The organism is Actinopolymorpha sp. B9G3, from assembly GCF_040120725.1.
Lineage (GTDB): Bacteria > Actinomycetota > Actinomycetes > Propionibacteriales > Actinopolymorphaceae > Thermasporomyces.
Genome location: NZ_JBEEAB010000009.1, coordinates 32,242 through 54,613, shown reverse-complemented (window position 1 = coordinate 54,613; position 22,372 = coordinate 32,242). Strand labels below are relative to the sequence as shown.

The 22,372-nt window shown below is 69.4% G+C and carries 15 protein-coding genes; 7 read left to right on the top strand and 8 right to left on the bottom strand.

Annotated features, from left to right (window positions below; all coding sequences use genetic code 11):
• Positions 1–27: 27 nt before the first annotated feature.
• The gene (locus tag ABNF93_RS17100) at positions 28–996 is read right to left on the bottom strand and encodes a carbohydrate ABC transporter permease (RefSeq protein WP_349329076.1); all 969 of its coding nucleotides are present in this window, start codon (positions 994–996) and stop codon (positions 28–30) included.
• Positions 993–2,435: an ABC transporter substrate-binding protein gene (locus ABNF93_RS17095; protein ID WP_349329075.1), complete on the bottom strand. Its 1,443-nt coding sequence runs from the start codon at positions 2,433–2,435 to the stop codon at positions 993–995. The genes ABNF93_RS17100 and ABNF93_RS17095 overlap by 4 nt, the downstream gene beginning before the upstream one ends.
• 234 nt (positions 2,436–2,669) lie before the next feature.
• Here ABNF93_RS17095 and ABNF93_RS17090 point away from each other — a divergent pair, with 234 nt between their 5' ends.
• From ABNF93_RS17090 to ABNF93_RS17080, 3 genes are all read left to right on the top strand, one after another.
• The gene (locus ABNF93_RS17090) at positions 2,670–3,719 is read left to right on the top strand and encodes a LacI family DNA-binding transcriptional regulator (protein ID WP_349329074.1); all 1,050 of its coding nucleotides are present in this window, start codon (positions 2,670–2,672) and stop codon (positions 3,717–3,719) included.
• A 54-nt stretch (positions 3,720–3,773) separates the two neighbouring features.
• The gene (locus ABNF93_RS17085; RefSeq protein WP_349329073.1) at positions 3,774–5,828 is read left to right on the top strand and encodes a glycoside hydrolase family 127 protein; all 2,055 of its coding nucleotides are present in this window, start codon (positions 3,774–3,776) and stop codon (positions 5,826–5,828) included.
• Positions 5,829–6,056: 228 nt separating this feature from the next.
• Complete coding sequence (locus tag ABNF93_RS17080; protein ID WP_349329072.1) at positions 6,057–6,998, top strand: Gfo/Idh/MocA family protein; 942 nt, start codon at positions 6,057–6,059, stop codon at positions 6,996–6,998.
• A 6-nt stretch (positions 6,999–7,004) separates the two neighbouring features.
• Here ABNF93_RS17080 and ABNF93_RS17075 read toward each other — a convergent pair whose 3' ends face one another.
• The 4 genes from ABNF93_RS17075 to ABNF93_RS17060 all read right to left on the bottom strand — a co-directional run bounded on the left by ABNF93_RS17075 (position 7,005) and on the right by ABNF93_RS17060 (position 12,979).
• Positions 7,005–8,795, bottom strand: a complete 1,791-nt coding sequence (locus tag ABNF93_RS17075; protein ID WP_349329071.1) for an ATP-binding cassette domain-containing protein — start codon at positions 8,793–8,795, stop codon at positions 7,005–7,007.
• Positions 8,795–10,630 carry an ABC transporter ATP-binding protein gene (locus ABNF93_RS17070; protein ID WP_349329070.1) on the bottom strand — a complete coding sequence of 612 codons (1,836 nt, stop codon included), beginning with the start codon at positions 10,628–10,630 and terminating at the stop codon, positions 8,795–8,797. The genes ABNF93_RS17075 and ABNF93_RS17070 overlap by 1 nt, the downstream gene beginning before the upstream one ends.
• 467 nt (positions 10,631–11,097) lie before the next feature.
• On the bottom strand, positions 11,098–11,784 hold the full coding sequence (locus ABNF93_RS17065) for an HAD family hydrolase (protein ID WP_349329069.1): 687 nt from the start codon (positions 11,782–11,784) through the stop codon (positions 11,098–11,100).
• Between the two features lie 52 nt (positions 11,785–11,836).
• A complete protein-coding gene (locus ABNF93_RS17060) occupies positions 11,837–12,979 on the bottom strand; it encodes an acyl-CoA dehydrogenase family protein (RefSeq protein ID WP_349329267.1) in 1,143 nt (380 codons plus the stop codon).
• Between the two features lie 261 nt (positions 12,980–13,240).
• Between ABNF93_RS17060 and ABNF93_RS17055 the strand changes: the two genes are divergently transcribed.
• The gene (locus tag ABNF93_RS17055; RefSeq protein WP_349329068.1) at positions 13,241–13,705 is read left to right on the top strand and encodes a DUF6458 family protein; all 465 of its coding nucleotides are present in this window, start codon (positions 13,241–13,243) and stop codon (positions 13,703–13,705) included.
• 67 nt (positions 13,706–13,772) lie between these two features.
• On the opposite strand, the gene ABNF93_RS17050 is transcribed toward ABNF93_RS17055, so the two are convergent.
• Both ABNF93_RS17050 and ABNF93_RS17045 read right to left on the bottom strand, forming a co-directional pair.
• Positions 13,773–14,738, bottom strand: a complete 966-nt coding sequence (locus ABNF93_RS17050; protein ID WP_349329067.1) for a Gfo/Idh/MocA family protein — start codon at positions 14,736–14,738, stop codon at positions 13,773–13,775.
• Positions 14,739–14,782: 44 nt separating this feature from the next.
• Positions 14,783–15,844 carry a LacI family DNA-binding transcriptional regulator gene (locus tag ABNF93_RS17045; RefSeq protein WP_349329066.1) on the bottom strand — a complete coding sequence of 354 codons (1,062 nt, stop codon included), beginning with the start codon at positions 15,842–15,844 and terminating at the stop codon, positions 14,783–14,785.
• 277 nt (positions 15,845–16,121) lie between these two features.
• Between ABNF93_RS17045 and ABNF93_RS17040 the strand changes: the two genes are divergently transcribed.
• The 3 genes from ABNF93_RS17040 (at position 16,122) to ABNF93_RS17030 (ending at position 22,370) form a co-directional block, all read left to right on the top strand.
• The gene (locus ABNF93_RS17040) at positions 16,122–18,122 is read left to right on the top strand and encodes an ABC transporter substrate-binding protein (RefSeq protein WP_349329065.1); all 2,001 of its coding nucleotides are present in this window, start codon (positions 16,122–16,124) and stop codon (positions 18,120–18,122) included.
• A 142-nt stretch (positions 18,123–18,264) separates the two neighbouring features.
• Complete coding sequence (locus ABNF93_RS17035; RefSeq protein WP_349329064.1) at positions 18,265–19,836, top strand: MFS transporter; 1,572 nt, start codon at positions 18,265–18,267, stop codon at positions 19,834–19,836.
• Positions 19,833–22,370, top strand: a complete 2,538-nt coding sequence (locus tag ABNF93_RS17030; protein WP_349329063.1) for a PEP/pyruvate-binding domain-containing protein — start codon at positions 19,833–19,835, stop codon at positions 22,368–22,370. Before ABNF93_RS17035 ends, ABNF93_RS17030 begins: the two co-directional genes overlap by 4 nt.
• Positions 22,371–22,372 lie beyond the last annotated feature (2 nt).

The window sequence follows — 22,372 nt, the reverse complement described above, 5'->3', positions numbered from 1 at the left end:
GGCTCCGTTCGCCCATCCTCCGTTCCCTCATGCCAGGCTCGTCTCTCCGCGGCGGCGTACGTACCACAGCTGCAGCAGGGTGGCGACGAAGATCACCGCGAAGAGCACCCACGCCTGCGCGGACGCGTAGCCCATCGAGAACTCCTGGAACGCGCGCTTGTAGATGTGGTAGACGGCCACGTCGGTGGCGCCGAGCGGGCCGCCCTCGGTGATGACGTACATCGGGGTGAAGACCTGGAAGCCGCCGATCACACCGGTCACCGCGAGAAAGAACGTCGTCGGGAAGAGCAGCGGCAAGGTGACGTGCCAGAAGGTCCGCCACTTGTTGGCGCCGTCGATGGCGGCCGCCTCGAGCAGCTCGGTCGGGATCGACTGCAGGCCGGCAAGCCAGATCACCATCTGGAATCCGGCGCCCTTCCAGATGGTGATGACGACGATCGCGAACATCGCCCACCGTGGGTTGTCAAGCCAGGCTTGCGGTGGCAGGCCGACCAGACTGAACACGTAATTGACGACACCGGCGTTCGGGGAGAGCAGAGTGATCCACACGACCGAGACGGCCACCCACGACGTGATCACCGGAAGGAAGAAGATCGCCCGGAAGACGTTGATTCCGGGCAGGCGACGGTTGACGGTGACCGCCATCGCGAGGCTCACCGCCATCCCGAGCGGCACCGAGAGCACGGTGTAGGTCGCGGTGTTGCGCATCGCCCGCCAGAACGGCTCGTCCTGGAGCAGGTCGCGATAGTTCTCCAGCCCGACGAACGGAGCGCCGAGGAAACCCGGTGTGCTCCACTCGTGGAACGAAAGGTAGAGGCTGAACCCGATCGGGATCAGCAGGAACAACGCGAGGTGCGCCGACGCCGGGAGGATGAACAGGTAGCCCGCGCGTTCGTTGTGCCGGCTCCAGAACCGCCTCCAGAGTTGATGTCCTGGAACCCTGCCGCGCGGCTGCCTCTCCCTCCTCGTATCCTCTCCGGCGTCGGCGACCGTCACTGGGCGTCCAGCTCCTGGTCGATGAGCTTGACGGTCTTCTTCGCCTCCGTCTCGACGGCGCCGCCGGCGAGGATGCGATCCATCATCTCGTCGAGGAGGCCCTCGATCGTGGGGTACTTCGCCAGTTGCGATCCCGACGGCGGCCGACCCTTGGCGGTGGCCTCGACGAACACCGGGTCGAGCCCCGCGAACTGCGAGTCGGCGTTGGCGAGCGACGCCTCCGCCGCCTCCTGGTTCCCGGCGATCGCGATCCCGGTGATGGCCTTGGTGTCCTGGTACGACCGGCCGGTCGCCGCCTCGACGAACCGTGCCGCCGCCTCGATCTTCTCCTCCGGCAGGTCGTGGCGGATCACGAAGCTGGACTCATACAGCACGGTCGCGTCGGTCTTGCTGGCCGGCTGGGGCGCGACGCCGAGCAGTTCGGGCTTGTAACCCTCCGCCGCCGTGAGCCCGACGAGCGACCAGTGGCCGCTGTCGAACATCGCGAAACGTCCTGCCATGAACTCGGCCTCGAAGCTGGACTTCTCGGTGATCGAGTCGAGGACCGACGGCTTGGGCGAGACCTTGTGCTTCAGGACCAGATCGGCGTACCACTGCAGGGCTTCGAGAGTGGCCGCCGAGTCGAGGTAGCCGGTCGCGGTGGAGCGGTCGGGCGCGAGGACGTCGCCGCCGTTCTGCCAGGTGCGGTAGACCCACTGGTAGGCGTACTGGCCGGCGCGGTATCCCCACTGCGTGATGTCCGCGGCATCGAAGCCGCCGTCGGCGGCGGTCCGGCCCCTGCCGTCCTTGGTGAGCTGCTTGGCGAGCTCCAGCTGGTCGTCCCAGGTCCAGCCGGCCGTTGGCGCTGTCAAGCCCGCCTTGCCGATGAGGTCGGTGTTGTAGTAGACGACCATCGGCGTGAAGTCGTTGGGCAGGCCGTAGATCGCGCCGTCCTCCTGCTCGTGGATGTCCAGGACAGCGGGGAAGAACCGCTTGGTGTCGAGCGACGGAAGCTTCTCGGTGCACCTGCGCATGTCGAGCAGCAGTTTGCGGTCGATGAGTGGTGCCAGGCTGGACGCGTCCTGCGACCACAGGTCTGGTGCGGTGCCGGAGGCGAGATCGACGATGATCTTGGTGTCGAACTCGGGCGGGGTGGCGATCGAGTCGATCGTGATGTTCTTGTGCTCGGCCTGGAAGTCGGCGAGGAACTTCTTGTACGCCTTGTCGAGCGGGCTTCCCTTCTCCTCGGGGTTGACCTCGAAGCCCATCACCTTGAGGGTGATCTGGCCGTTCGCACCGGCCTCTCCGTCTGATCCACCGCAGGCGGCGAGCACTGGGCCTGCGGCGGTCGCGACAGCAGCGGCGACTCCCCACTGCAGGAACGACCGGCGACTCTGAACGGACCGAGGGCTGTGGATCGACCTGCCATGGGAGGCCGGGTGACTGCTGGCGTGACTCATCTGCGCACTCCTGCCACGGGATGGTGCCGCGAAGGTAGAACAGCCGGCAGCACCCGGTCAACGGTTCAACAGGTGGGAAAACTGTTTCTCAACGCGCATCCTTGCTTGCGGAGCGCTTCGTCTCGATACTCGAGATATCCCGATGTTTTGCTTGCGTTGCACACAGATCACCGGTGACCCTCGGAGACCGGCTGACTGACAAACCGTTTTCTCATCTGGCTTCCCGGAGGACCTGTGGCCGCAACGATCCGCGACGTCGCCCGCGTCGCCGGAGTGTCGGTGGCCACCGCCTCGAAGGGCCTCAACGGCAAGGGCCGGATGCGCCCGGAGACCCGCGAGCGGATCGTCCAGAGTGCGCGGGAGCTGGGCTTCCGGGCCAACCGCAACGCCAGCTCGCTCACGAGCGGCCGGACTTTCACGGTCGGGCTCCTCACCCGCGACGGGTACGGACGCTTCACGCCCGCCATGCTGGGTGGTGTCGAAGACGCCCTGTCGGCCGACACCTGCAGCCTGCTCCTGTGCGACGCCCGACGCGACGCTGTCCGGGAACGGCACTACATCGACGCCCTCACCGCTCGGCGGGTCGACGGGCTCATCGTCACCGGCCGCGCCACCGACCCGGCACCGCGGGTCGGCCGGGACCTGCCGTTTCCCGTCGTCTACGCCTACACCACGGCCGACGACGAACGCGCCACCAGCATCACGGTCGACGACGAGCACGGCGGCTGGCTCGCGGCGCGGCAACTGCTCCGCCAGGGATGTACGCAGATCGCGCACCTCACCGGTCCACCGTCGTACGCGGCGGTCCGGCAACGGATCGCCGGTGCCCGCCGGGCTCTCGCCGAGAAGGGGTGGGAGCTGCCCGACTCCCACGTCGTGCACGGGCCGTTCGGCGAAGAGGCGGGCTACCACGCCGCCCGAGCGTTGCTCGAGACCCGGCCCGGCGTCGACGGGATCCTCTGCGGCAACGACCAGATCGCGCGGGGCGTGGCCGACGGGCTCACCGTGCTCGGCGTCCGCGTTCCCGACGACATCGCAGTGGTCGGCTATGACAACTGGACCCTGCTCGCCGCCTCCACCCGCCCACCCCTCACCTCGGTCGACATGAACCTCTACCGCCTCGGCCGGATCGTCGGCACCACCCTCCTGCAGGCGATCGACGGCGAGCGCGAGCCCGGCATCCGGCGGCTGCCCTGCTCCCTCGCCGTCCGGGCCTCGTGTCCGGCGGGCACCGGCGACGACCCGGTGTGGGTGGGCGACGCACCCCTGGTGCCCGATGCGTAGACCCAAGAATCCAGGGGGCGCCCGCCCTGACTCGTCGACCACGAGGGAGCCCTAGTGACCGCCAACCCGCACCCGCCCGTTGCCGCCACGACCGGGGTGGCGGACACGACGCCTGTTGTCGACACGAGGCAGAGCCCGCACGCCCGGCTGCGGCCGGTCGGCGTCGGGGCGGTCCGCGTCGACGACGCCTTCTGGGGGCCGCGGCTGGAACGCAACCGAACCGAGACGGTTCCCGCGCAGCAGGAGCTGTGCGAGTCGACCGGGGCCCTGGAGAACTTCCGGCGGGCGGCGGGGCTCACCGGCGGACCGTTCCACGGCAGGTACTACTCCGACTCCGACGTCTACAAATGGGTCGAGGCGGCGGCATGGATCCTGGCCGCCGGTGGCCGAGAGGGTGAACCCAGCAACGCGTCACGTGGTGATTCGTGCGGCGATCCGCAGAACGTGCCAACCGGCGAGTCCCTGGGTCAGTCGGGTGACCGTCCCGAGCCGGGCAAGGACCTCGACGAGCTGATCGCGCTCTTCGCCACCGCCCAGGACGACGACGGCTATCTCAACACGTACTTCTCCGCCGACCGGACTGCCGAACGCTGGACGGACCTCGTCGTCAAGCACGAGATGTACTGCCTCGGGCACCTGACGCAGGCAGCCGTCGCCCACGTCCGCGCCACCGGAAAACGCACCCTGCTGGATGTGGCGATCCGCGCCTGTGAGCATGTCTTCGCGAGGTTCACGCCCGACGAGGTGCCCGGCACCTGCGGGCATCCCTGCCTGGAGATGGCACTTGTCGAGCTCTACCGCACCACGCGCGAGCCGAAGTGGCTCCGCCTTGCGACCTGGCAGCTCGACTCCCGCGGCCGCGGCGTCCTTGACAGCGGTGAATACCTCCTCGACCACGCTCCCCTGCGCGAGCAGGACACCGTGACCGGCCACGCCGTACGCGCGCTCTACCTCTACGCCGCCGCCGCAGACGTCCTGCTCGAGACCGGCGATCCGGAGCTGCGGGCGGCCGTCGACCGGTGGTGGGCGGACCTCGCGGGACACAAGACAGCCGTCACCGGAGGTGTGGGCGCACGGTGGGACGGTGAGGCGTTCGGTGCGGCGTACGAACTGCCGGACCGGGCCTACAACGAGACCTGTGCCGCCATCGCGGTCATCTTCTTCGCGTGGCGGTTGCTGCTGCTCACGGGCGACGCGAGGTACCGGGACGCGATCGAGACCGCGCTGTACAACGGAGTCCTGCCGGGCCTGGCGCTGTCCGGAACGGAGTTCTTCTACCAGAACCCGCTCGCCGACAGTGGGCGCCATCGCCGGCAGCCCTGGTTCGCGTGTGCGTGCTGTCCACCTAACATCGCGCGCCTGCTCGCGTCGTTGCCGGGTTATGCGTACACCACGTCGGAGGAAGGGGTCTGGGTCCAGCTCTATCTGGGTGGTGAGGTGGATCTGCGGCTCTCGGACGGTACGCCCGTGCGACTCGATGTCACCAGTGCCCTCCCCTGGCAAGGTCGGGTTGACATCACGGTGACCCCGGGAGATGGCGGTGGTGGCGACGCCGGCCGGGAGAGCGGCCCGGGCGCCGAGTTCACTTTGTTCGTGCCGGTGCCGGGATGGGCGGGCTCAGCCGCGGTTCACGTGGCCGGCGAGCCGGTCGACGCGGCGTTACTCGAGGCCGGCCGGGAGACGGGATACCTTGCGGTGCGGCGGGTCTGGAGTCCGGGCGACACCGTACGCATCGAGTTCGACCTGTCGACCAGGCTCGTCGCCGCGCACCCGCGGGTCGCTTCCGCGCACGGCAGGGTGGCGATCAGCCGAGGGCCGCTCGTCTACTGCGTCGAACAAGCTGACCACGAGGGCGTGGCGGTGGAGGACCTCCGGCTCACCGGCGCCGAGTCCTGGACGCCTGCGTACGCAGGCGACCTGCTGGGTGGCGTCGTGACCCTGACCGTGCCGGCCGTGGCCGTCGAGCCCGACCAGGGACCGCTCTACCGGGCGTACGACCCGGACCGGACCGTCGCGACGCGCCCGGTCCAGCTCACCGCGATCCCCTACTACGCCTGGGCGAACCGCGAGCCCGGCCCTATGCGCGTCTTCCTCCCCCTCCTCCCCTGACCGCCACATCCCGTGACCATGCCCGACCGCGACATCCCGTGACCATGCCCGACCGCTACATCCCGTGATCATGATCGTGATCATGAAGGATTCGCGGACGGATAGCCCCGTTTCCCTTCCTGGCCCGGATCCACTTCATGATCATGCGATGGGGCCGCCAAGGTCTCGTGATCATGAAAGAGAACAGAACTGTGAAGCCAAAGAGGGCCATACATCCGGGGAACCTTCATGATCACGATCATGATCACCGGGATGGGGCCGACCCGGGGCGCGCGTGCCTATGGTGAAGGTGTGAGCGTCACCATCGGCCTGGTCGGTGCGGGACGGAGGGCCGCCGAGGTCCATGCCCCGGCGCTCTCTGGCTCCGCCGACGTACGTTTTGCCGGCATCTGGTCACGCCGGCCCGAATCGGCCCGTGAGCTCGCACACCGTCACCATGTCGCCAGCTACGACCGGTTCGCCGACCTGCTCGACCACTGCGAGGCGGTCGCCTTCGCCATTCCCCCGGATGTCCAGACCGACCTCGCCGCCGCGGCCGCCCGAGCGAGACGCGCCGTTCTGCTGGAGAAACCTCTCGCGAACGACCTCGCTGGAGCCGAGGAGATCGCCGTGGCGGTCACCAGCGCGGGAGTGGTGTCCCAGGTCGCGCTCGACTGGCGTTACGCCGAGCCCGTCCGGCAGTTCCTGGCCATGGCCGCTCCGCGGACCCGACCGCTCGGCGGCAGTGGACGGGTCGTCACCGCCAGCCCACACGACCGACAGCGCACCCAGCCGTGGCGGTTCGAGCGGGGCGTCCTGCTCGGCGAGGGCCCCGACCTGATCGACCTGCTCGACGCGGCACTCGGCCGGATCGTCGGCGTACGCGCCCACGGCGACCCGCTCGGCTGGGTCGGCCTGCTCCTCGAGCACGCGGGCGGCCGGTTCAGCGAGGCGTCGCTGTGCGCCACGGCAGGGACGCCGCCCCGCGCCGAGGTCGAGGTCTTCGGGCCCGGTGGGGCCGCGTTCGTCAACTGCGCCGCGGCGGCCGGGCCGGACTCGTTCGCCACGATGGTCACGGAGTTCGCCGCGGCGGTCGCGGCCGGCAAGCCCAGGGGCCTCGACGTCCAGCGCGGCCTGCACCTACAGGAGGTCCTCGACAACGCCGAGACCGACCTGTTCACCCACGCGTGAGTCCGCTCACCTCCGGTCCGGATGAGAGACGGACGCCACGGAGCCGGCCTCCAGGACGACGATCTGGTCCGCCCTTCCGAGGACAGCCGCACGGTGCGACACGACAAGATACGCCGCCGATCGGTCCTCCGCCCGCGCCCCGTCCATGCGTTCCCAGACCAGATGTTCGGTCTCCTCGTCGAGTGCACTGGACAGGTCGTCGATGACACAAAGATCCGGCGTACGCACGAACATTCGAGCGGCACTCGCCCGCTGGACCTGGCCGCCGGAGAGCCGGACACCACGGCTGCCCACCCTCGTGTCGAGTCCCCGGTCCAGTTCGGCGACGTCCCGCTCGAACGCGGCACGGCGCAGGGCCGCTTCCAGGTCGACCGCGTCCGGCGGGAGGCCGAGCAGGATCGTGTCGAGCAGCGGTTCACTGAACAACCACGGGACCTGCGGCTTGTACGCCACCCTCGGCGGGACCATGAACGTCGCCGGATCCTCGATCCGCATGCCGTTCCAGAAAAGCGCGCCCGACTGCGCTTCCCGCAGGCCGAGCATGACCCCGAGCAACGTCGACTTGCCGGCACCGACCGGTCCGGTCACCACCGTCAGGGCGCCGGCACGCAGGTGCAGACTCACGCCCGAGATACCGCGACCTGTCTCCGGATGCCGGTAGCAGAGGTCAGTGACCACAAGATCTCGCAGCCGACCGCCGCTGTGGCTCCGCGTCCGACCGCGGCGGCTGGCCGTCGGCTCGACCACGTGGACACTCGCGGGCGACGGCTGCGACCGTGGACCGCTCAGATGGACGGCTCGATGCGCCACGAGCGTCGACACGGGTGTCGTTCCCATGACCTCGCGCAGCCGCTCCAGGGACTTCTCGCTGGTCCTGTGCTGGCTGAGCAGCCGGCCGATTCGACGCGGGAGCATGAGCATCCAGTCGAGATAGAACGCGAAAAGAATGAAGTCGCCGACGGTGAAGCGGCCCGCGACCATCGCACCGGCCCCGATGAGCAGGACCAGCCCGCGGCCCGCGATGGTCGTCGCCACCGTGATCGCGTCGATCCGCCTCGCCGCGACGAGGCTGCGGACCTCGGCCTTCCTGCGGAGGTCATTGAGGTGCGCGAAGCGTCGCACCACGGCCGTTTCGGCGCCCGCCACCCGAATCGCCTGCACCCCCTCGAACGCCTCGCCGACGAAGTTCGTCACCGCCGTGGTCGCCTCCCGCGCCTCGCCCCACAAGCGCGGCAGCCGACTGCGCACCCAGTGCGTACACCCCACAACACCGGCCAGCGGCAGGAACGTCGCGACGGTGATCAGCGGATCGATGCCGAGCATGATCACGAGTGCGATCGCCACGAACGCCCCTTCCCCCGAGAGCCGGTACCACTCGTTGACCAGAGACGTGTGACCGGGAACGTCGTCGCGGAGATGGCCCACCAGGGTGACCGGCGATGCCGGGGTCCCGCGCCTCCCCGACGTGGTGAGAACCCACGAGAACAGGTTGGTACGAACGAGTGCCTCCACCGTCCCCTCGAACGTGGTGTGCACCCAGTACCACAGGACTCCCAGCGCGGGTTCGGATACCGCGAGGACGGCGAGGGCGGCGAAGAGCAGCACGAGATCCCGGCCCTCGAGATCCCGGCCCTCGAGATCCCGGCCCTCGAGATGGCCGGACGCACTCGGGTCCAGTTCCTCGAAGATCGCCTGCTGCACAAGGCCGGTCAGGATCGGGAGACAGGACGACAACGTCCAGGTGAGGACGGACGCGAACATCAGACCCGGGCGGTAGGTGAACAGTCGGACGAGCATCACCGCACACCTCCGGAGCGCTCACGCTCCGCCCGTCCAGGACCACCGAGACATTCCACGCCCTCGAGGCCGCCGGCAAGGAGTGCGCGGTGGTAGGCGGAGCTGGGGTCATGCGCCAGGACCGCCCGCGGACCGTACTCGGAGATCCGACCGCGCTCGAGGACCAGGATCGTGTCGGCGCGTTCGAGCGTACGCAGGCGATGGGCGATGATCACGCCCGTCCGGCCGGCGAACAGCTGGTCCCATGCCCGCTCCACCACCGCCTCGCTCGCCGGATCCAGCCGTGATGCCGGCTCGTCGAGGATCACCAGGCCGGGATCGTCGACGAAGACCCGCACCATGGCGAGCAGTTGCGCCTCTCCCGCCGACATGCCCGCCGATCCGGAGGCGAGCAGGGTGTCGAGCCCGCCGGGTTGTCGGTCGTACCAGGCGCCGAGTCCGACCTCACGCAGCAGCGTCACAAGCCGCTCGTCAGGTGCGCGGCCGGGTCTGAAGAGGGTGAGGTTGTCGCGCAGCGTCGTGCGGAACACCTGTACGTCCTGGGTGACGACGCCGACCGTCGCTCGGAGCTCGTCGAGGTGGGCCTGTCGGATGTCCGTACCGTCGAAGGTGATCCGTCCGGTGTCGGGGTCGTAGAACCGCAGGAGCAGGCGGGCGATCGTGGTCTTGCCGGCACCAGTGCGCCCGACCAGGCCGAGCACCTCACCCGGTCGCAGCCGGAAGGTCACGTCATGCAGGACCGGCGACGAGGTGTCGCGGCCGGGATAGCCGAACGACACGTCCTCCACCGCCACCGCCACCGCGCCACCGGCGAAGGCCGCGCCGGGACCGGAGGAGATCGTGGGTGTGACGGCGAGCAGTTCTCGTACCCGCCCGATGCTCGCCGTCGCCCGCTGCAGGTCGTCGATCTGCCCCATGATCTGACGCAGCGGCCCGACGACGAGAGCGGTGTAGGCCACCATGAGGAAGACCGTTCCGAGCGAGACCGTTCCCGACCGGTACAGCGCGACGGCAACCGTCAGGATCGCGACCGATCCCACCACCATGAGGAGCTCGATGCCCCCGCCGACGAGCACGCTGGTGATCCCGGCGGCACGCGTACGCAGGAACATCGCGCGCTGTAGAGAGGTGAACCGCCCCTGCACGTACTCCCCGGCTCCGTTGGCGCGGATGTCGGCCAGTCCGCCGAACCGTTCCTCCACCTCGCCGTAGAGGTCGGCGGAGGCCGCCCGGCTACGTTGCCATGAAGGTGCGGCGACACCGCGAACCCGGCTGAGGATCCAGAGCGTGCCGGCGGTGAACCCGACGAAGACACCCATGATCCGCCAGTCGACGGCCAGCATCACGACCAGCACGCCGCCGATCAACGCCAGGTTTCCCAACAGAACAAGGGCAAACTGGGAGAAGAAGTTGTTCAGCTCCCGGACGTCCCCGTCGACGCGTTCCACCAGCTCACCTGGGCCGTGGTCGTGGTGGAAGCCGGTGTCCAGGCGCAGACAGTGATCGGTGACGTCCTCGCGAAGCCGGTTCGTCGCCTGCCACGCGACATGCGCACCCAGGTGGACGCCCGACACGGCCAGCACCTGGTCGAGGACTCCGCCGACGCAGAACAGTGCCGCCCACACCACCAGTCCGGGCATCGCCTCACGTGCGACCGGCTCAGGCAACCGCGCGGCCACGGTGGCGCCATCGATGAACCGCGCCGCGAACCACGGCGTCAACAGGCGTACGCCGATCCCGGCGAACAGAATCACCGCGAGCAGAACAAGCAGTCGACGGTGTGCGACGAGATAACGAGCCAACAGTTGCCAGTACGCACGAACGGGAATACGCACGATCGCCTCTCCCAGCTGGACGGAAACGTCACGGGGCTTGGACGTGACGCCGTCACCGGGCGAATGCGGAGATCAGCCTTGGCAGGAGGTCCGGAAGGCCCGTTGTCTGGGCCGTGGTCCCTACCTCACCGCGAGGGTCATGGCGAGCCCGGGATCGAACGACGTCACCAGCTGGGCCGCCATCGGATGCCTCCTCGAGCAGAGATCCCGGATCCACTTGCCGCGCAGGTTACCAACCGCGAAGCTCTCAGGGCAGCGGGTTTGTGCGGGGTCCGCCCGACCGCGGCGTCGGACCTACGAGGGCGGTTGGGTCAAGGCGTCACCACAGCACCAGGTGACCTTCGCGTCAGGAAACCGCGCCCGGGCCCGCTCCAGCACTGGGGCGTCCACGTCGACGGCGACCACGCGCGGGATCCGTCTGGCCAGCCGGGCGGCGAGGAAGCGGCGCGACCAGCGTCGCGGCCCGGTTACGCTCCCAGGAGCTCCGGGAGGGCGCGCATGTCGGTGAAGAGCACGGTGCCTGGGCCTTCCAGGCGGCTCGCGGGCGTGACACCACCGGCATAGCCGAACGCCGCCATGCCCGCCGCCCGGGCGGCCTCGACGCCGTACTGGCTGTCCTCCACCACCGCGCAGTCGGCCGGCTCGACGCCCATGCTCGCGGCCGCGTGCAGGAACAGGTCAGGGGCCGGCTTGCCCTGGGCGACCTCGCTCGCGGAGAAGATCCGCCCTTCGAACCGTTCGTACAACCCGGTGAGGCCGAGAGTGAAGCGCATCTTCGCGTGGCCGCCGCTGGAGGCCACACAGCTCGGTGTCGTGATCTGGTCGAGCGCCTCGACAATGCCGGACACCGGCTGCAGCTCCGCGGCCAACACCTCGCGGTAGTGGGCGTTGAACCGTTCCTCGACCTCCGCCGGCACGGGACGGCCGATGTGCGCGGTCAGCTCGCCCATCATGTACTCCGACGTACGCCCGACGAACCGCCGGGCGATCTCCGCCTCGGGCAGCGGCCAGCCCAGCTCGGCGAAGAGCATGGCGTCGACCCGGAGGGCGAGCGGCTCGCTGTCGACGAGGATGCCGTCACAGTCGAAGATCACCAGCTTGTACGCCGTGCCGTCGGCCGCTGGAACCTCGCTCGCAGAGTCTGCTGTCGTCACCGCAGCAGCCTATGAGACGTCCCGCCGCCGGGTCGCCCTCGGGTGAGCCGGATCAGCGGAACGCGTCGAGCCCGGTGAGCGCCTGGCCCAGGACCAAGGTGTGCACCTCGCTGGTGCCTTCGTAGGTCAGGACCGACTCGAGGTTGTTCGCGTGTCGCAGCACGGAATACTCGAGGGTCACTCCGCTCGCCCCGAGGATGGTGCGCGCGGTCCGGCAGATCTCCAGCGCCGACCGGGTGTTGTTCAGCTTGCCGAAGCTGACCTGGGCCGGCCGCAGTCGACCCGCTTCCTTGAGCCGGCCGAGATGGACGGCGAGCAGGACTCCGTTGTGGAGTTCGAGAAGCATGTCCGCGAGCTTTCGCTGGGTGAGCTGGAATCCCGCGATGGGCCGGCCGAACTGCGTACGCGTCTTGGCGTAGTCGAGCGCACAGGTGAACGCGTCCCGCGCGGCGCCCATGGCGCCGAACACGATCCCGAACCTCGCCTCGTTGAGGCAGCCGAGCGGGCCGCCGAGCCCGCGGGCGGCCGGCAGCAGCGCGTCGGATGGCAGGCGTACGCCGTCGAGGACGAGTTCGGACGTGACCGAGACGCGCATCGACGCCTTCCGGCCGATGTCGTTGGCGGTGAAACCCTCGGTGTCGGTCGGCACCAGGAACCCGCGCACGCCGTCGTCAGTGCGCGCCCAGACCACGGCCACATCGGCGATCCCGCCGTTGGTGATCCACATCTTCGTGCCGTCGAGGATCCAGTCCGCGCCCGACTTCCGGGCTGTCGTCCGCATGCTCCCCGGATCGCTGCCGGAGTCCGGTTCGGTGAGGCCGAAGCATCCGATGACCTCCCCGGTCGCCATCCGGGGCAGCCAATGGGACTTCTGCTCCTCCGACCCGTACAGGTCGATCGCGGCCATCGCCAGTGAGCCCTGCACCGATACCATGCTGCGGATCCCGGAGTCGACGGCCTCCAGCTCGAGACACGCGAGGCCGTAGGTGACCGGCGGCACCCCCGCACAGCCGTGGCCGGAAAGCTGCATGCCGAGCACACCCAGAACGCCGAGTTCGCGGAGCACATCGCGGGCCTCAGCGCGCGAGAGCTCGCGTTCGAACCACTCGGCCACCCGTGGACGCAGCCGTTCCTCGCCGAACCTACGCACCAGATCGCGGCTCGCGCGCTCCTCGTCGCTGAGCGAGGCGTCCACGTCGAGGAAGTCCTCCGCCGGAGGCGGCTGCGACCTCTCCCGCGAGGGCCCGGTGGGCGACGCGTCAACCGGTCTCGTCACGAAGCTCTCCTTGCTGGCACTTGGCGGTGGCCGGCCGGTTCAGGGGGCCACAGTCGCGTTCCCGATTAGTTTGTCCTAGTGTGTCCGAACGGCACGACGACCTGCCCGCCCCGCGGTCACGAGGGCGGTCGGTCGATACGGGGACAGTCCGAGATAGCCAAGTGCTCGAGGTGAATTCCCATGGGTATCGGTGCCAGCATCTTTCTCATCGCTGTCGGCGCCATCCTCGCCTTCGCGGTCGACTACCACGTCTCCGGGATCGACATCGCCGTCATCGGCTGGATCCTCATGCTCGTCGGCGCACTGGGCATGGCCGCGACGCTCGCGATCTGGGCGCCGCGCCGGAGCCGCGGACCACGCGAGCGGCGTGAGCGGCGCCGGCCCTTCGCCGCTGAGGACCACCCGCCGCCGGTCGCTCCTGCTGGCGAGGCGGTCGAGTACTACGCAGGCGTCGACCCGTCCGGTCGCGAGCGCTGGGTCGTCGGCAGAGTCGAACGACGGGAGCGGCGGGCCGACGGCGAGTGGCTCTACATGCGGCCGACGCAGCCCGGCCCCAGCGCGCGTCAGCCGGAGCCCGCGTGGGTGGCGGCCGAACAGACGCGCACGATGCCGGCGTACGACCCACGCAACGGCTACCCGCGCTAGGAGACGTCCGTCAGGGTATGACGGCCAGGAAGGACGCTCGCTGAGTTCGGCGGCCTCCTCCGCTCGTTCACTGGTGCAGAAGCGCCTGGGCAAGGATCTTCTCCGCGACCTGCATGGTCTTCAGGGCGTCGCGGAACGGTGAGCTCGTGAGCTCCTTTCCCGCCAGGAGCGAGTCCACGAACTCCCGGTTCTTGGCCTGGAACCCACCGTAGATGTGAAGGCTCTCGCCGCCCGCGACCGCACGGGAGTCGTACGTCGTGCCGGCTGTGTCCCCGTCCGCGTACAGGTGAGCCTGCCCCTCCGGGTCGGCGTCACAGGCGATCTCGGGTGCGTGCATCTCGACCCTGAAGATCCTCCGCCCACTCGCCCAGTTCGCCACCAGCAGACCGGTCGATCCGTTGTCGAAGTGAAGTGTCGCCGTGATCCAGTTGAGGTCCGGTACGCCGACCTGCTTGCAGTGACTGTCGATGTCGACGACCTCACCACCGCAGAGCCACCGCAACGTGTCGATCGCGTGCACGCCGTCGTCGAGCATCCGGTCGCGGGCGGACACGAATGCGCGCCGGTCGCACTTGTAGAACTCGCACACGGCATGGCTGATCGGTCCTCGGGCAAGACATGCCTCGCGCATCTTCACCAGGAGCGGCGACGTCCTGCGTTGGTGGCTGACCTGAGTGATCACCCCCGACGTCTCGGCGAGGTGGGTCAGCATCCGCGCCTGGTGCCAGCTGAGGCCGAGCGGCTTCTCGACGTAGAGGTTGAGGCCGTGTTCCAGGCACCAGACCCAGATGTCGTACATCAGGTGCGGCTGGCCGACGGCATAGACACCATCGGGTGCCGTGGCGTCCACCATCGCGCGATAGTCGGTGAAACGACCCTCGATGCCGTAGCGGTCCGCGACGTCGGCCAGCCGCTCGGCGTCCAGGTCACAGACGCCGACGATCTCCACGTCGTCGAACGACGCCAGCGACGGAAGGTGCACCCGCTGGGTCATTGCACCGACGCCGACCAAGACAACTCTCGCACGGCCCATACCATCGTCCCTTCTGTCGCGTACGCATGCGAACCTCCCCGACGTCATCGACCGCCCGGTGGGGCTGTCGACTGCCGCACGACGAGTTCCGCCGCCGCGGTCACGTGCTCGGGCTCACCACTCCGCTCGCCTTCCAGACGTCCGATGAGCTGGTCGGTGGCGACACGCATCATCTCTGGCAGCGGTTGGCGCACCGTGGTGAGCGGCGGCGCGGCTACCTCCGCGAGCACCGGCAGGTCATCGAAGCCGAGCACCGACAGGTCGTCGGGCACGCGAAGGCCGAGGTCACGAGCGCCGGCGTACGCCCCGATCGCGTACATGTCGTTGATCGTGAAAAGCGCCGTCGGCCGGTCGGGCCGGCTCAGCAGGTGATGCGCACCTGCCCGACCCAACTCGGCCCCCTCCGCATCACCGAACGCCGTCACCGACGCGCCCTCCCACACCAGACCCGGGTCGAACCCGATGCCCGCCGCCTCCAACGCCTGGCGGTACCCGGCGAGCCGCTCGCGCCGACTGACGGTACGGATCGGGCCGGACAGGAAACCGATCCGCGTGTGCCCCAGTCCGGTCAGGTGGGAGATCGCCAGCCGGCCGGCGAGGACGTTGTCGATCTCCACGCTGCCGACGACCACCGAGCCCGCGCCGGCGAGTGACCGGTCGAATGCGACGACCTGCAGGCCACGCCCAGCGAATGTCGTGAGGTGGTCGAACGACAACGGCGACGACCCGAAGATCAGTCCTCTCACGCCGGAGTCGAGCAGCGTCTCGGCGAACCTGGCCTCCCGCGCCGGGTCGCGCTCGGCGTTGCACAGCAGCACCTGGTAGTTGCGTTCACTCGCCGCCTGTTCGACCCGCAACGCGACGAAGCCCCAGAACGGGTTCGCCACCGAGGGAACGATCAGCCCGATCGTGCGTACCTGCCCGGTACGGAGCTGGCGGGCGAGCTGGTTGGGCGCATAGCCGAGCTCGCGGACGGCCTGGCGTACCCGCTCGCTGGTCTCGTCCCGCATCCGACCGACCCTGCCGTTGAGGACGTTCGACACCGTGCTCGGTGAGACGCCGGCATGGCGCGCGACGTCACGCAGGCTGACCTTGCCGCTGCCCAACCGCCCTCCTCACACCGGTATGGATGTCGTCCGGAGTCTAACGATTTAGTCCGGACGTTGGCCACCTCGAACGTCGGTCTCTTCGAAGCACGACAGCGTCCTCTCTCGGACGCGGCGACGTCCGCAACGCCATTGAGTGGCAGATTGATAAATCGTTACACTGCGGCGATCCACGCTGGTCGTCGTCTCGCCCGGCGGGCGGCATCTCCACGGTCCCGCGTTCAGCCCGCCCGTTGGATTCGAAGGCTGGCGCTGCCTCGACGAGAGGAGCCTGACCATGGGTCAGCAGACCAACCACGTCCGCCACGGTCTGACCCGGCGGCAGGCACTCGGCATTGGCGTGTCGACCCTGCTGGCCGGCGGCGCGGGAGCCGGCTGCAATCTGCTGTCGACCGATCCGACTACGCAGAAGAAGGCGACCGGACCGGCCGCGTCCAAGGGCCGGGAGGCGCCCATGCTGGCCGAACGCGTCAAGGCCGGTACGCTCCCGCCGGTCGGACGCCGCCTGCCGAAGAAGCCGCTCGTCGTCGAGCCCGCCGAACGCATCGGGCAGTACGGCGGTACCTGGCGGGCGGCCATGCTCGGGCCCGACACCGCGTGGCTGGATCGCAGCGTCGGTTACGACCCGGTGCTGCGATGGCGCCCCGATGCCCGCACGTTCGGCCGCGACCAGGTGGTGCCGGGTGTCGCCGAGTCCTTCGAGGTCAACGCCGACGCGACCGAGTACGTCTTCCGGTTCCGGGAGGGCACCCGCTGGTCCGACGGAGAACCCTTCACCGCCGACGACGTGCTCTTCGCCTATGACGACGTGTTGCGTAACGAGGACATCTCTCCGCTGCTGGCCGCGGCCTACCTCAGCGCGGATGGCCCGGCAACGCTGGAGAAGATCGACGACTACGCGGTACGGGTGACGTTCCCCGCGCCCAACGCCCTGTTCGCGCAGCGGATGGCGACCAAGGCGTACGGTCTCGACTTCGTCCGGCTCCCGAAGCACTACCTGTCCCAGTTCCACGCGAGCTACGCCGACAATGCCGACCAGGTCGCCGAAGAGGAGAAGCTCGGCGACTGGGTGGCACTGTTCGACGCCAAGCGCGACAGATGGGCCAACCCCGAGCTCCCCACGCTCAACGCGTGGATGATCAAACAGCCGGTCGGAGAAGGCGACCGGGTGGTTGCCGAGCGCAATCCGTACTACTGGAAGGTCGACCCCGACGGCAGCCAGCTTCCCTATCTGGACGAGTTCGTCAACACCCTCATCACCGATCCGGAGGTGATGCTCCTCAAGGCCACGAACGGCGAGTTCGACATGCAGACGCGGACCATCACCTCGCTGCGGAACAAGCCCGTCCTCGCGCAGAGCCGCGAGAAGGGTGGCTACGAGTTCGTCGACATGGTCAACGCGAACATGAACACCGCGATCATCTCGCTCAACCTCTGCCACAAGGACCCGGTGAAACGCGAGATCTTCCGCAACCGCGACTTCCGCATCGGACTCTCCCACGCCATCAACCGACCGGAGATCATCGTCGCTGCCTACCAGCGGCAGGGTGAGCCGGCCCAGCCGGCGCCCCGCCCGGAGTCGGACTTCTACGACGAGACGTTGGCCAAGCAGTACACCGAGTACGACGTGGATCTGGCCAACTCGCACCTGGACAGGGCCGGTTACAGCGACCGCGACGGTGATGGCCTTCGGCTGGGCCCGGACGGGTCGCCGATCAGGTTCTCCGTCGAGATCGCCTCCCAGGACTACGGCTTCGCCTGGGCGAGCGTGATGGACCTGGTGCGGGGATACTGGCGCGAGGTCGGCATCGAGGTGAACATCCGGGCCGAGGACGGCGACCTGTTCTACGAACGCAAGGACGCCAACCTCTTCGACGCGGTGGTGTGGCAGGGCGACGTCGGTGGCATGGACCCGCGCCTCGAACCCCGCTACTACATGCCGTACCGCGACGAGTCGAACTTCGCGCTGGCGTGGGCGGAGTGGTACCAGACCAAGGGCGCCGGCGGCGAGGAGCCGCCGGCCGCGGTGCGCGAGCAGATGCGGCTGTACGACCAGATGGCCGCGACCGCCGACCCGGCCGAGCAGGACCAGTTGCTCCGCGACGTCATCGCGATGGCGCGCGAGCAGTTCTACGCGATCGGGATCGCCCTGCCGCCGAAGGGTTACTGCATCAGGCGTACGGATTTCCACAACGTGCCCGCGACGATGATGATCGAGTCCGACTATCCCGAGCCAGGACCGTCCAACCCGGAGCAGTACTTCACCACCCGCACCTGACTCACCACCCGCACCTGACTGACCACCCGTCGCCCACACACCACCCGCACCGATAGTGAACGTTGCGTTTCCAATATGTGGAGAGTAATCTGCGCGTATTGGAAACGCTCCGTACTCTATTCTCGCGAGGGTGGGTGGCGGCATGGCGCAGCGACTGCCGACGTCGATGGCCCTCGTACTCCCGGGACTCCTGCTCGTCATGCTCCTCGGCGCCCTCGACCAGACGATCATGGCGCCCGCGCTGCCGACTGTGGCGGCGGACCTCGGCGGGCTCGACGAGATGCCCGCTGTCGTGGTCGCGTACCTCGTCGCGGCGACCGTGGTCATGCCGATCTACGGCAAGCTCGGCGACCGGCTCGGCCGCAAACCCGTCATGCAGGCGGCGATCGGGGTTTTCGTCGCCGGCGCGGTCCTGTGCGGGCTCGCGGGGTCGATGTCGCAGCTCGTCGCGTTCCGGGCGGTCCAGGGCATGGGCGGCGGCGGGTTGGTGATCGGCGCCCAGGCCCTCATCGGCGAGATCGTGAGTCCCCGTGAGCGCGGCCGCTATCTCGGGTTCGTCGGTGCGGCGTACGTCGTCGCCGCCGTGGGTGGGCCGCTGCTCGGCGGGTTCTTCGTCGACCAGCTCAGCTGGCGGTGGATCTTCGCGATCTATCCGCCGCTCGGGCTGGTCGCCTTCGTCCTGCTGGCCGCCACACTCCGGATCCCCCGACCGACTGCCCGGCCGCCGATCGACTGGGCCGGCGCACTCACCCTGGGCACCGCAGTCGTCGGCACGGTCCTGCTGGCAGGCACGGTGGGGGGTCTCGACGCGGTGCCGGCGTGGGTCCGTCCCGGCCTGATCGCCGCGACGATCGCCGGGTACGCCGGCTGGCTCGTCACGACCAGGCTCGCCACCGACCCGATCCTGCCGCTGCGACTGTTCCGCGACCCGGCGTTCGCCATCCCGGTCACGATCAGTTTCCTCATCGGGTTCGCGCTCTTCGGGACGGTCACCTACGTCCCGGCGTTCCTGCAGATCGCCCTGGGGACGACCGCCACGCAGGCGGGGTTGCTGGTGACGTCGCTCATGGCCGGCGTCCTGCTCACCACGGTGGTGTCCGGTCGGCTCATCACGCGGACGGGGAAGTACAAGGCCTTCCCGGTAGCCGGTACCGCCCTCACGGCGACCGGACTGGCGCTGCTGGCCCTAGTCGGCGCCGGCGCTCCTCCCGCGGTTCTCGCGGCCGTGCTGCTTCTGACCGGACTCGGGGTCGGTCTCGTCATGCAGGTCATGGTCCTGGTGGCACAGAACTCCGTGAGCTATCCCGACCTTGGTGCGGCGACGTCGGCAGTGACCTTCCTCCGCCAGATCGGCGCCTCGGTCGGGGTGGCGGTCGTCGGAGCACTGGTGACCTGGCGCTTCACCGAACGCCTGCCCGCCGGGCTCACGGACCGGCTCGGCGGCGGCCGGATCGAGAGCCTCTCCCCCGACGCCCTGGCGCAGCTTCCGGAGGGCGTGCGGTCCGCAGTCAGTGCGGCGTTCGGTACGGCCGCGCCACCGGTGTTCGGTGCGATGGCGCCGCTGCTGGTGCTGGCGTTCGTTCTCGCGCTCGCACTGCCGGTACGCCCGCTGCGGACCACTGCCCATGTCGACGCCCACCACGAGCCCACCGCGCAGGTCGCCACGCACGACCAAGCCCCCGCCTCCCGACGACACGAGGAGCACCAGCCATGACGGACTGGCACGTCAGCTCGCTCAGCGAGTTCGGCCGCGACGACATCGGTGCGGCAGGCGGCAAGGGCGCCAACCTGGGCGAGCTGGTCCGGGCCGGTTTCCCGGTCCCCGACGGGTTCGTCGTCCCCACAGATGCGTACGAACGACTCCTCGACGCCTCCGGGCTCCGGGTCCACCTCGCCGACGTGCTGGGCGCTGACGGTGGCGACGGTGCCGCGATTCGCGCCGGGTTCGCCGCGGTCGAGGTTCCCGGGGCACTCCGAGCCGCGCTCGCAGAGGCCCACGCGAAGCTCGGCGGCGGCCCGGTCGCGGTCCGCTCCAGCGCCACGGCGGAGGACCTGCCCGGCGCGGCGTTCGCCGGCCAGCAGGACACCTATCTCAACGTCATCGGTTCCGCCGCCCTGGTCGACGCCGTACGCCACTGCTGGGGATCGCTGTGGACCGAGCGGGCGATCGCCTACCGCCGTAACCGGCGGATCGACTCCGCCGACGTACGCATCGCCGTCGTCGTCCAGCGCATGGTCGAGGCCGAGACGGCGGGCGTCATGTTCACGGCGAACCCGGTCTCCGGCGACCGGAGCGAGATCGTCGTCGACGCCAGCACCGGGCTCGGCGAGGCCGTCGTCTCGGGCCTCGTCACACCGGACCACTACGTCCTGGACGCCGGCGGCAAGGTCAAGGAACGCACGCCCGGGCGGCACGAGGTCGTCGTCGCCTCGACGCCGGGCGGCGGCGTCAGCCAGGACAAGGGTCCGGTCACCGACACGCCTCCGCTGCCGGCGGCCGTGCTGGCAGAGCTCGCCCGGCTGGGAACCGCGGTCGCCAGCCACTTCGGACGTCCCCAGGACATCGAGTGGGCCTACGCCGACGGGCAGGTGTGGTTGGTCCAGTCGCGCCCGATGACCGCGTTGCCGCCGCCCCCCGTCCGGCTCAACCACGTACAGCGGCGCATGGCGTCGGTCCTGCTCGAGTACCTTCCGGTCCGCCCGTACCCCATCGACATGACGACCTGGCTGCCGTACGGTCCGGCCGGACTCATGGCCAAGGTGGCGGCGAGCGTCGGTGTGGTGCGGACCTTCGACGACATCCTCCACGAGGAGGACGGCGTGGTCGACCGGGTCGTGCCGCCATCGCCGCGCCTCGCGCCGAGGGTGCTCTTGGCGCCGTTCCGGCTCGCCCGCCGCGCTGGCCGGTACGACCCGGCACGGTGGACCGAGGACCCGCGCTTCGTCGAGTTCCTCCGGCGTACGGACGCACTCGCCCGCGTCGATCTGCAGTGCCTGCCCTGGTCAGAGCTCGTCCGGGTCCCGCGGACCGCCCTCGACCTGGAGAAGCCGGTCGCCGACCTGCGCATCGACTACCTTCCCCGGTCCGGACTCGGGCTGTTGCGGCTGCTCGTCGCGCTCACGCTGCTGCGGCGACGGCGCCTGCTGGGCGACCTGATCCTCGGCGCGCACACAAGGACGGAGGCGGCCAACCGTGCTCTGGCTGGACTCGCCGATCTGGTACGCGCCGACGCCCGACTGGCGGACGCGTTCGCGCGGTTCGACGCGGTCAATCTGGTCGACGTGATCGCGGATCCGGCGTTCGACGGATTCGCGCGGGCGTTCGAGGACTTCCTCGGTGAGTACGGACATCGCGAGACCGCCAGCCCGATTCTCGTGTCGCCACCCACCTGGGGCGAGGCTCCGGAGACGGCACTGGGGCTGGTCAAGGTGCTCGCCGGGGCGCGGTCGCGGGGTGGTCCCGACACCGATGCCGACGCCGATGCCGACGCCGATGCTGACGCCGATGCCGACCGGGCAGGTGCCGCGATGGCCGACGTGCTCGACCATCCACTGCTGCGCCGGCCGTGGGCGCGGGCGAGAATCCGGCGCTGGGTCGAGGCGGCCCGGGCGGGTATCGCCTTCCGCGAGGACTCGCACTTCTACTTCACCAAGCCCCTGCCGGTCCTGCGGCGTTCCCTGCTGGAGATGGGACGCCGGCTGTGCGAGGCCCGAGTGCTGGACGTTTCCGAGGACGTGTTCCACCTGCGTCTCGAGGAGCTCGAAGCGCTCACCGACGTGACCGCTCTCCCGGACGCGACCGCATCGGAGGTGCGCGCGGTGGTCCGGGCGAGGGCGGCCAGGCGCGACGAGTTGTCCGGCGTACGCCTGATCGATCCTGCGCTGGTCTTCCCGCGCGCCAGCGACGAGGGGGACGCGCTGGTCACCGGAACCGGCGCCGGCGGTGGCGCCGTCACGGGACCGGTCAAGGTCATCCTCGGACCGGACCAGTTCGGTGACCTGCAGACTGGCGACGTCCTCGTCTGTCCGTACACCAATCCGGCGTGGACACCGCTGTTCCCACGCGCGGCGGCGGTGGTGGTCGATGCCGGCGGGATCGCTTCACATGCCGCGATCGTCGCCCGGGAGTACGGCCTGCCCGCCGTCATGGGCACCGGCCGGGCAACCAGTGTGCTCAGCGACGGACAGCTCGTCACCGTCGACGGCGACACAGGACGGGTGACCGCGGCCACCCGCGAAGCTTCCTAGGA

What these genes read in the sequence shown, in the direction of transcription:
- ABNF93_RS17080 (WP_349329072.1), top strand. Translation starts at nt 6,057, where the DNA reads ATGATCACGATCATGATCACCGGGATGGGGCCGACCCGGGGCGCGCGT.
- ABNF93_RS17055 (WP_349329068.1), top strand. Translation starts at nt 13,241, where the DNA reads ATGGGTATCGGTGCCAGCATCTTTCTCATCGCTGTCGGCGCCATCCTC.
- ABNF93_RS17040 (WP_349329065.1), top strand. Translation starts at nt 16,122, where the DNA reads ATGGGTCAGCAGACCAACCACGTCCGCCACGGTCTGACCCGGCGGCAG.
- ABNF93_RS17075 (WP_349329071.1), bottom strand. Translation starts at nt 8,795, where the DNA reads ATGCTCGTCCGACTGTTCACCTACCGCCCGGGTCTGATGTTCGCGTCC.
- ABNF93_RS17050 (WP_349329067.1), bottom strand. Translation starts at nt 14,738, where the DNA reads ATGGGCCGTGCGAGAGTTGTCTTGGTCGGCGTCGGTGCAATGACCCAG.
- ABNF93_RS17035 (WP_349329064.1), top strand. Translation starts at nt 18,265, where the DNA reads ATGGCGCAGCGACTGCCGACGTCGATGGCCCTCGTACTCCCGGGACTC.
- ABNF93_RS17095 (WP_349329075.1), bottom strand. Translation starts at nt 2,435, where the DNA reads ATGAGTCACGCCAGCAGTCACCCGGCCTCCCATGGCAGGTCGATCCAC.
- ABNF93_RS17030 (WP_349329063.1), top strand. Translation starts at nt 19,833, where the DNA reads ATGACGGACTGGCACGTCAGCTCGCTCAGCGAGTTCGGCCGCGACGAC.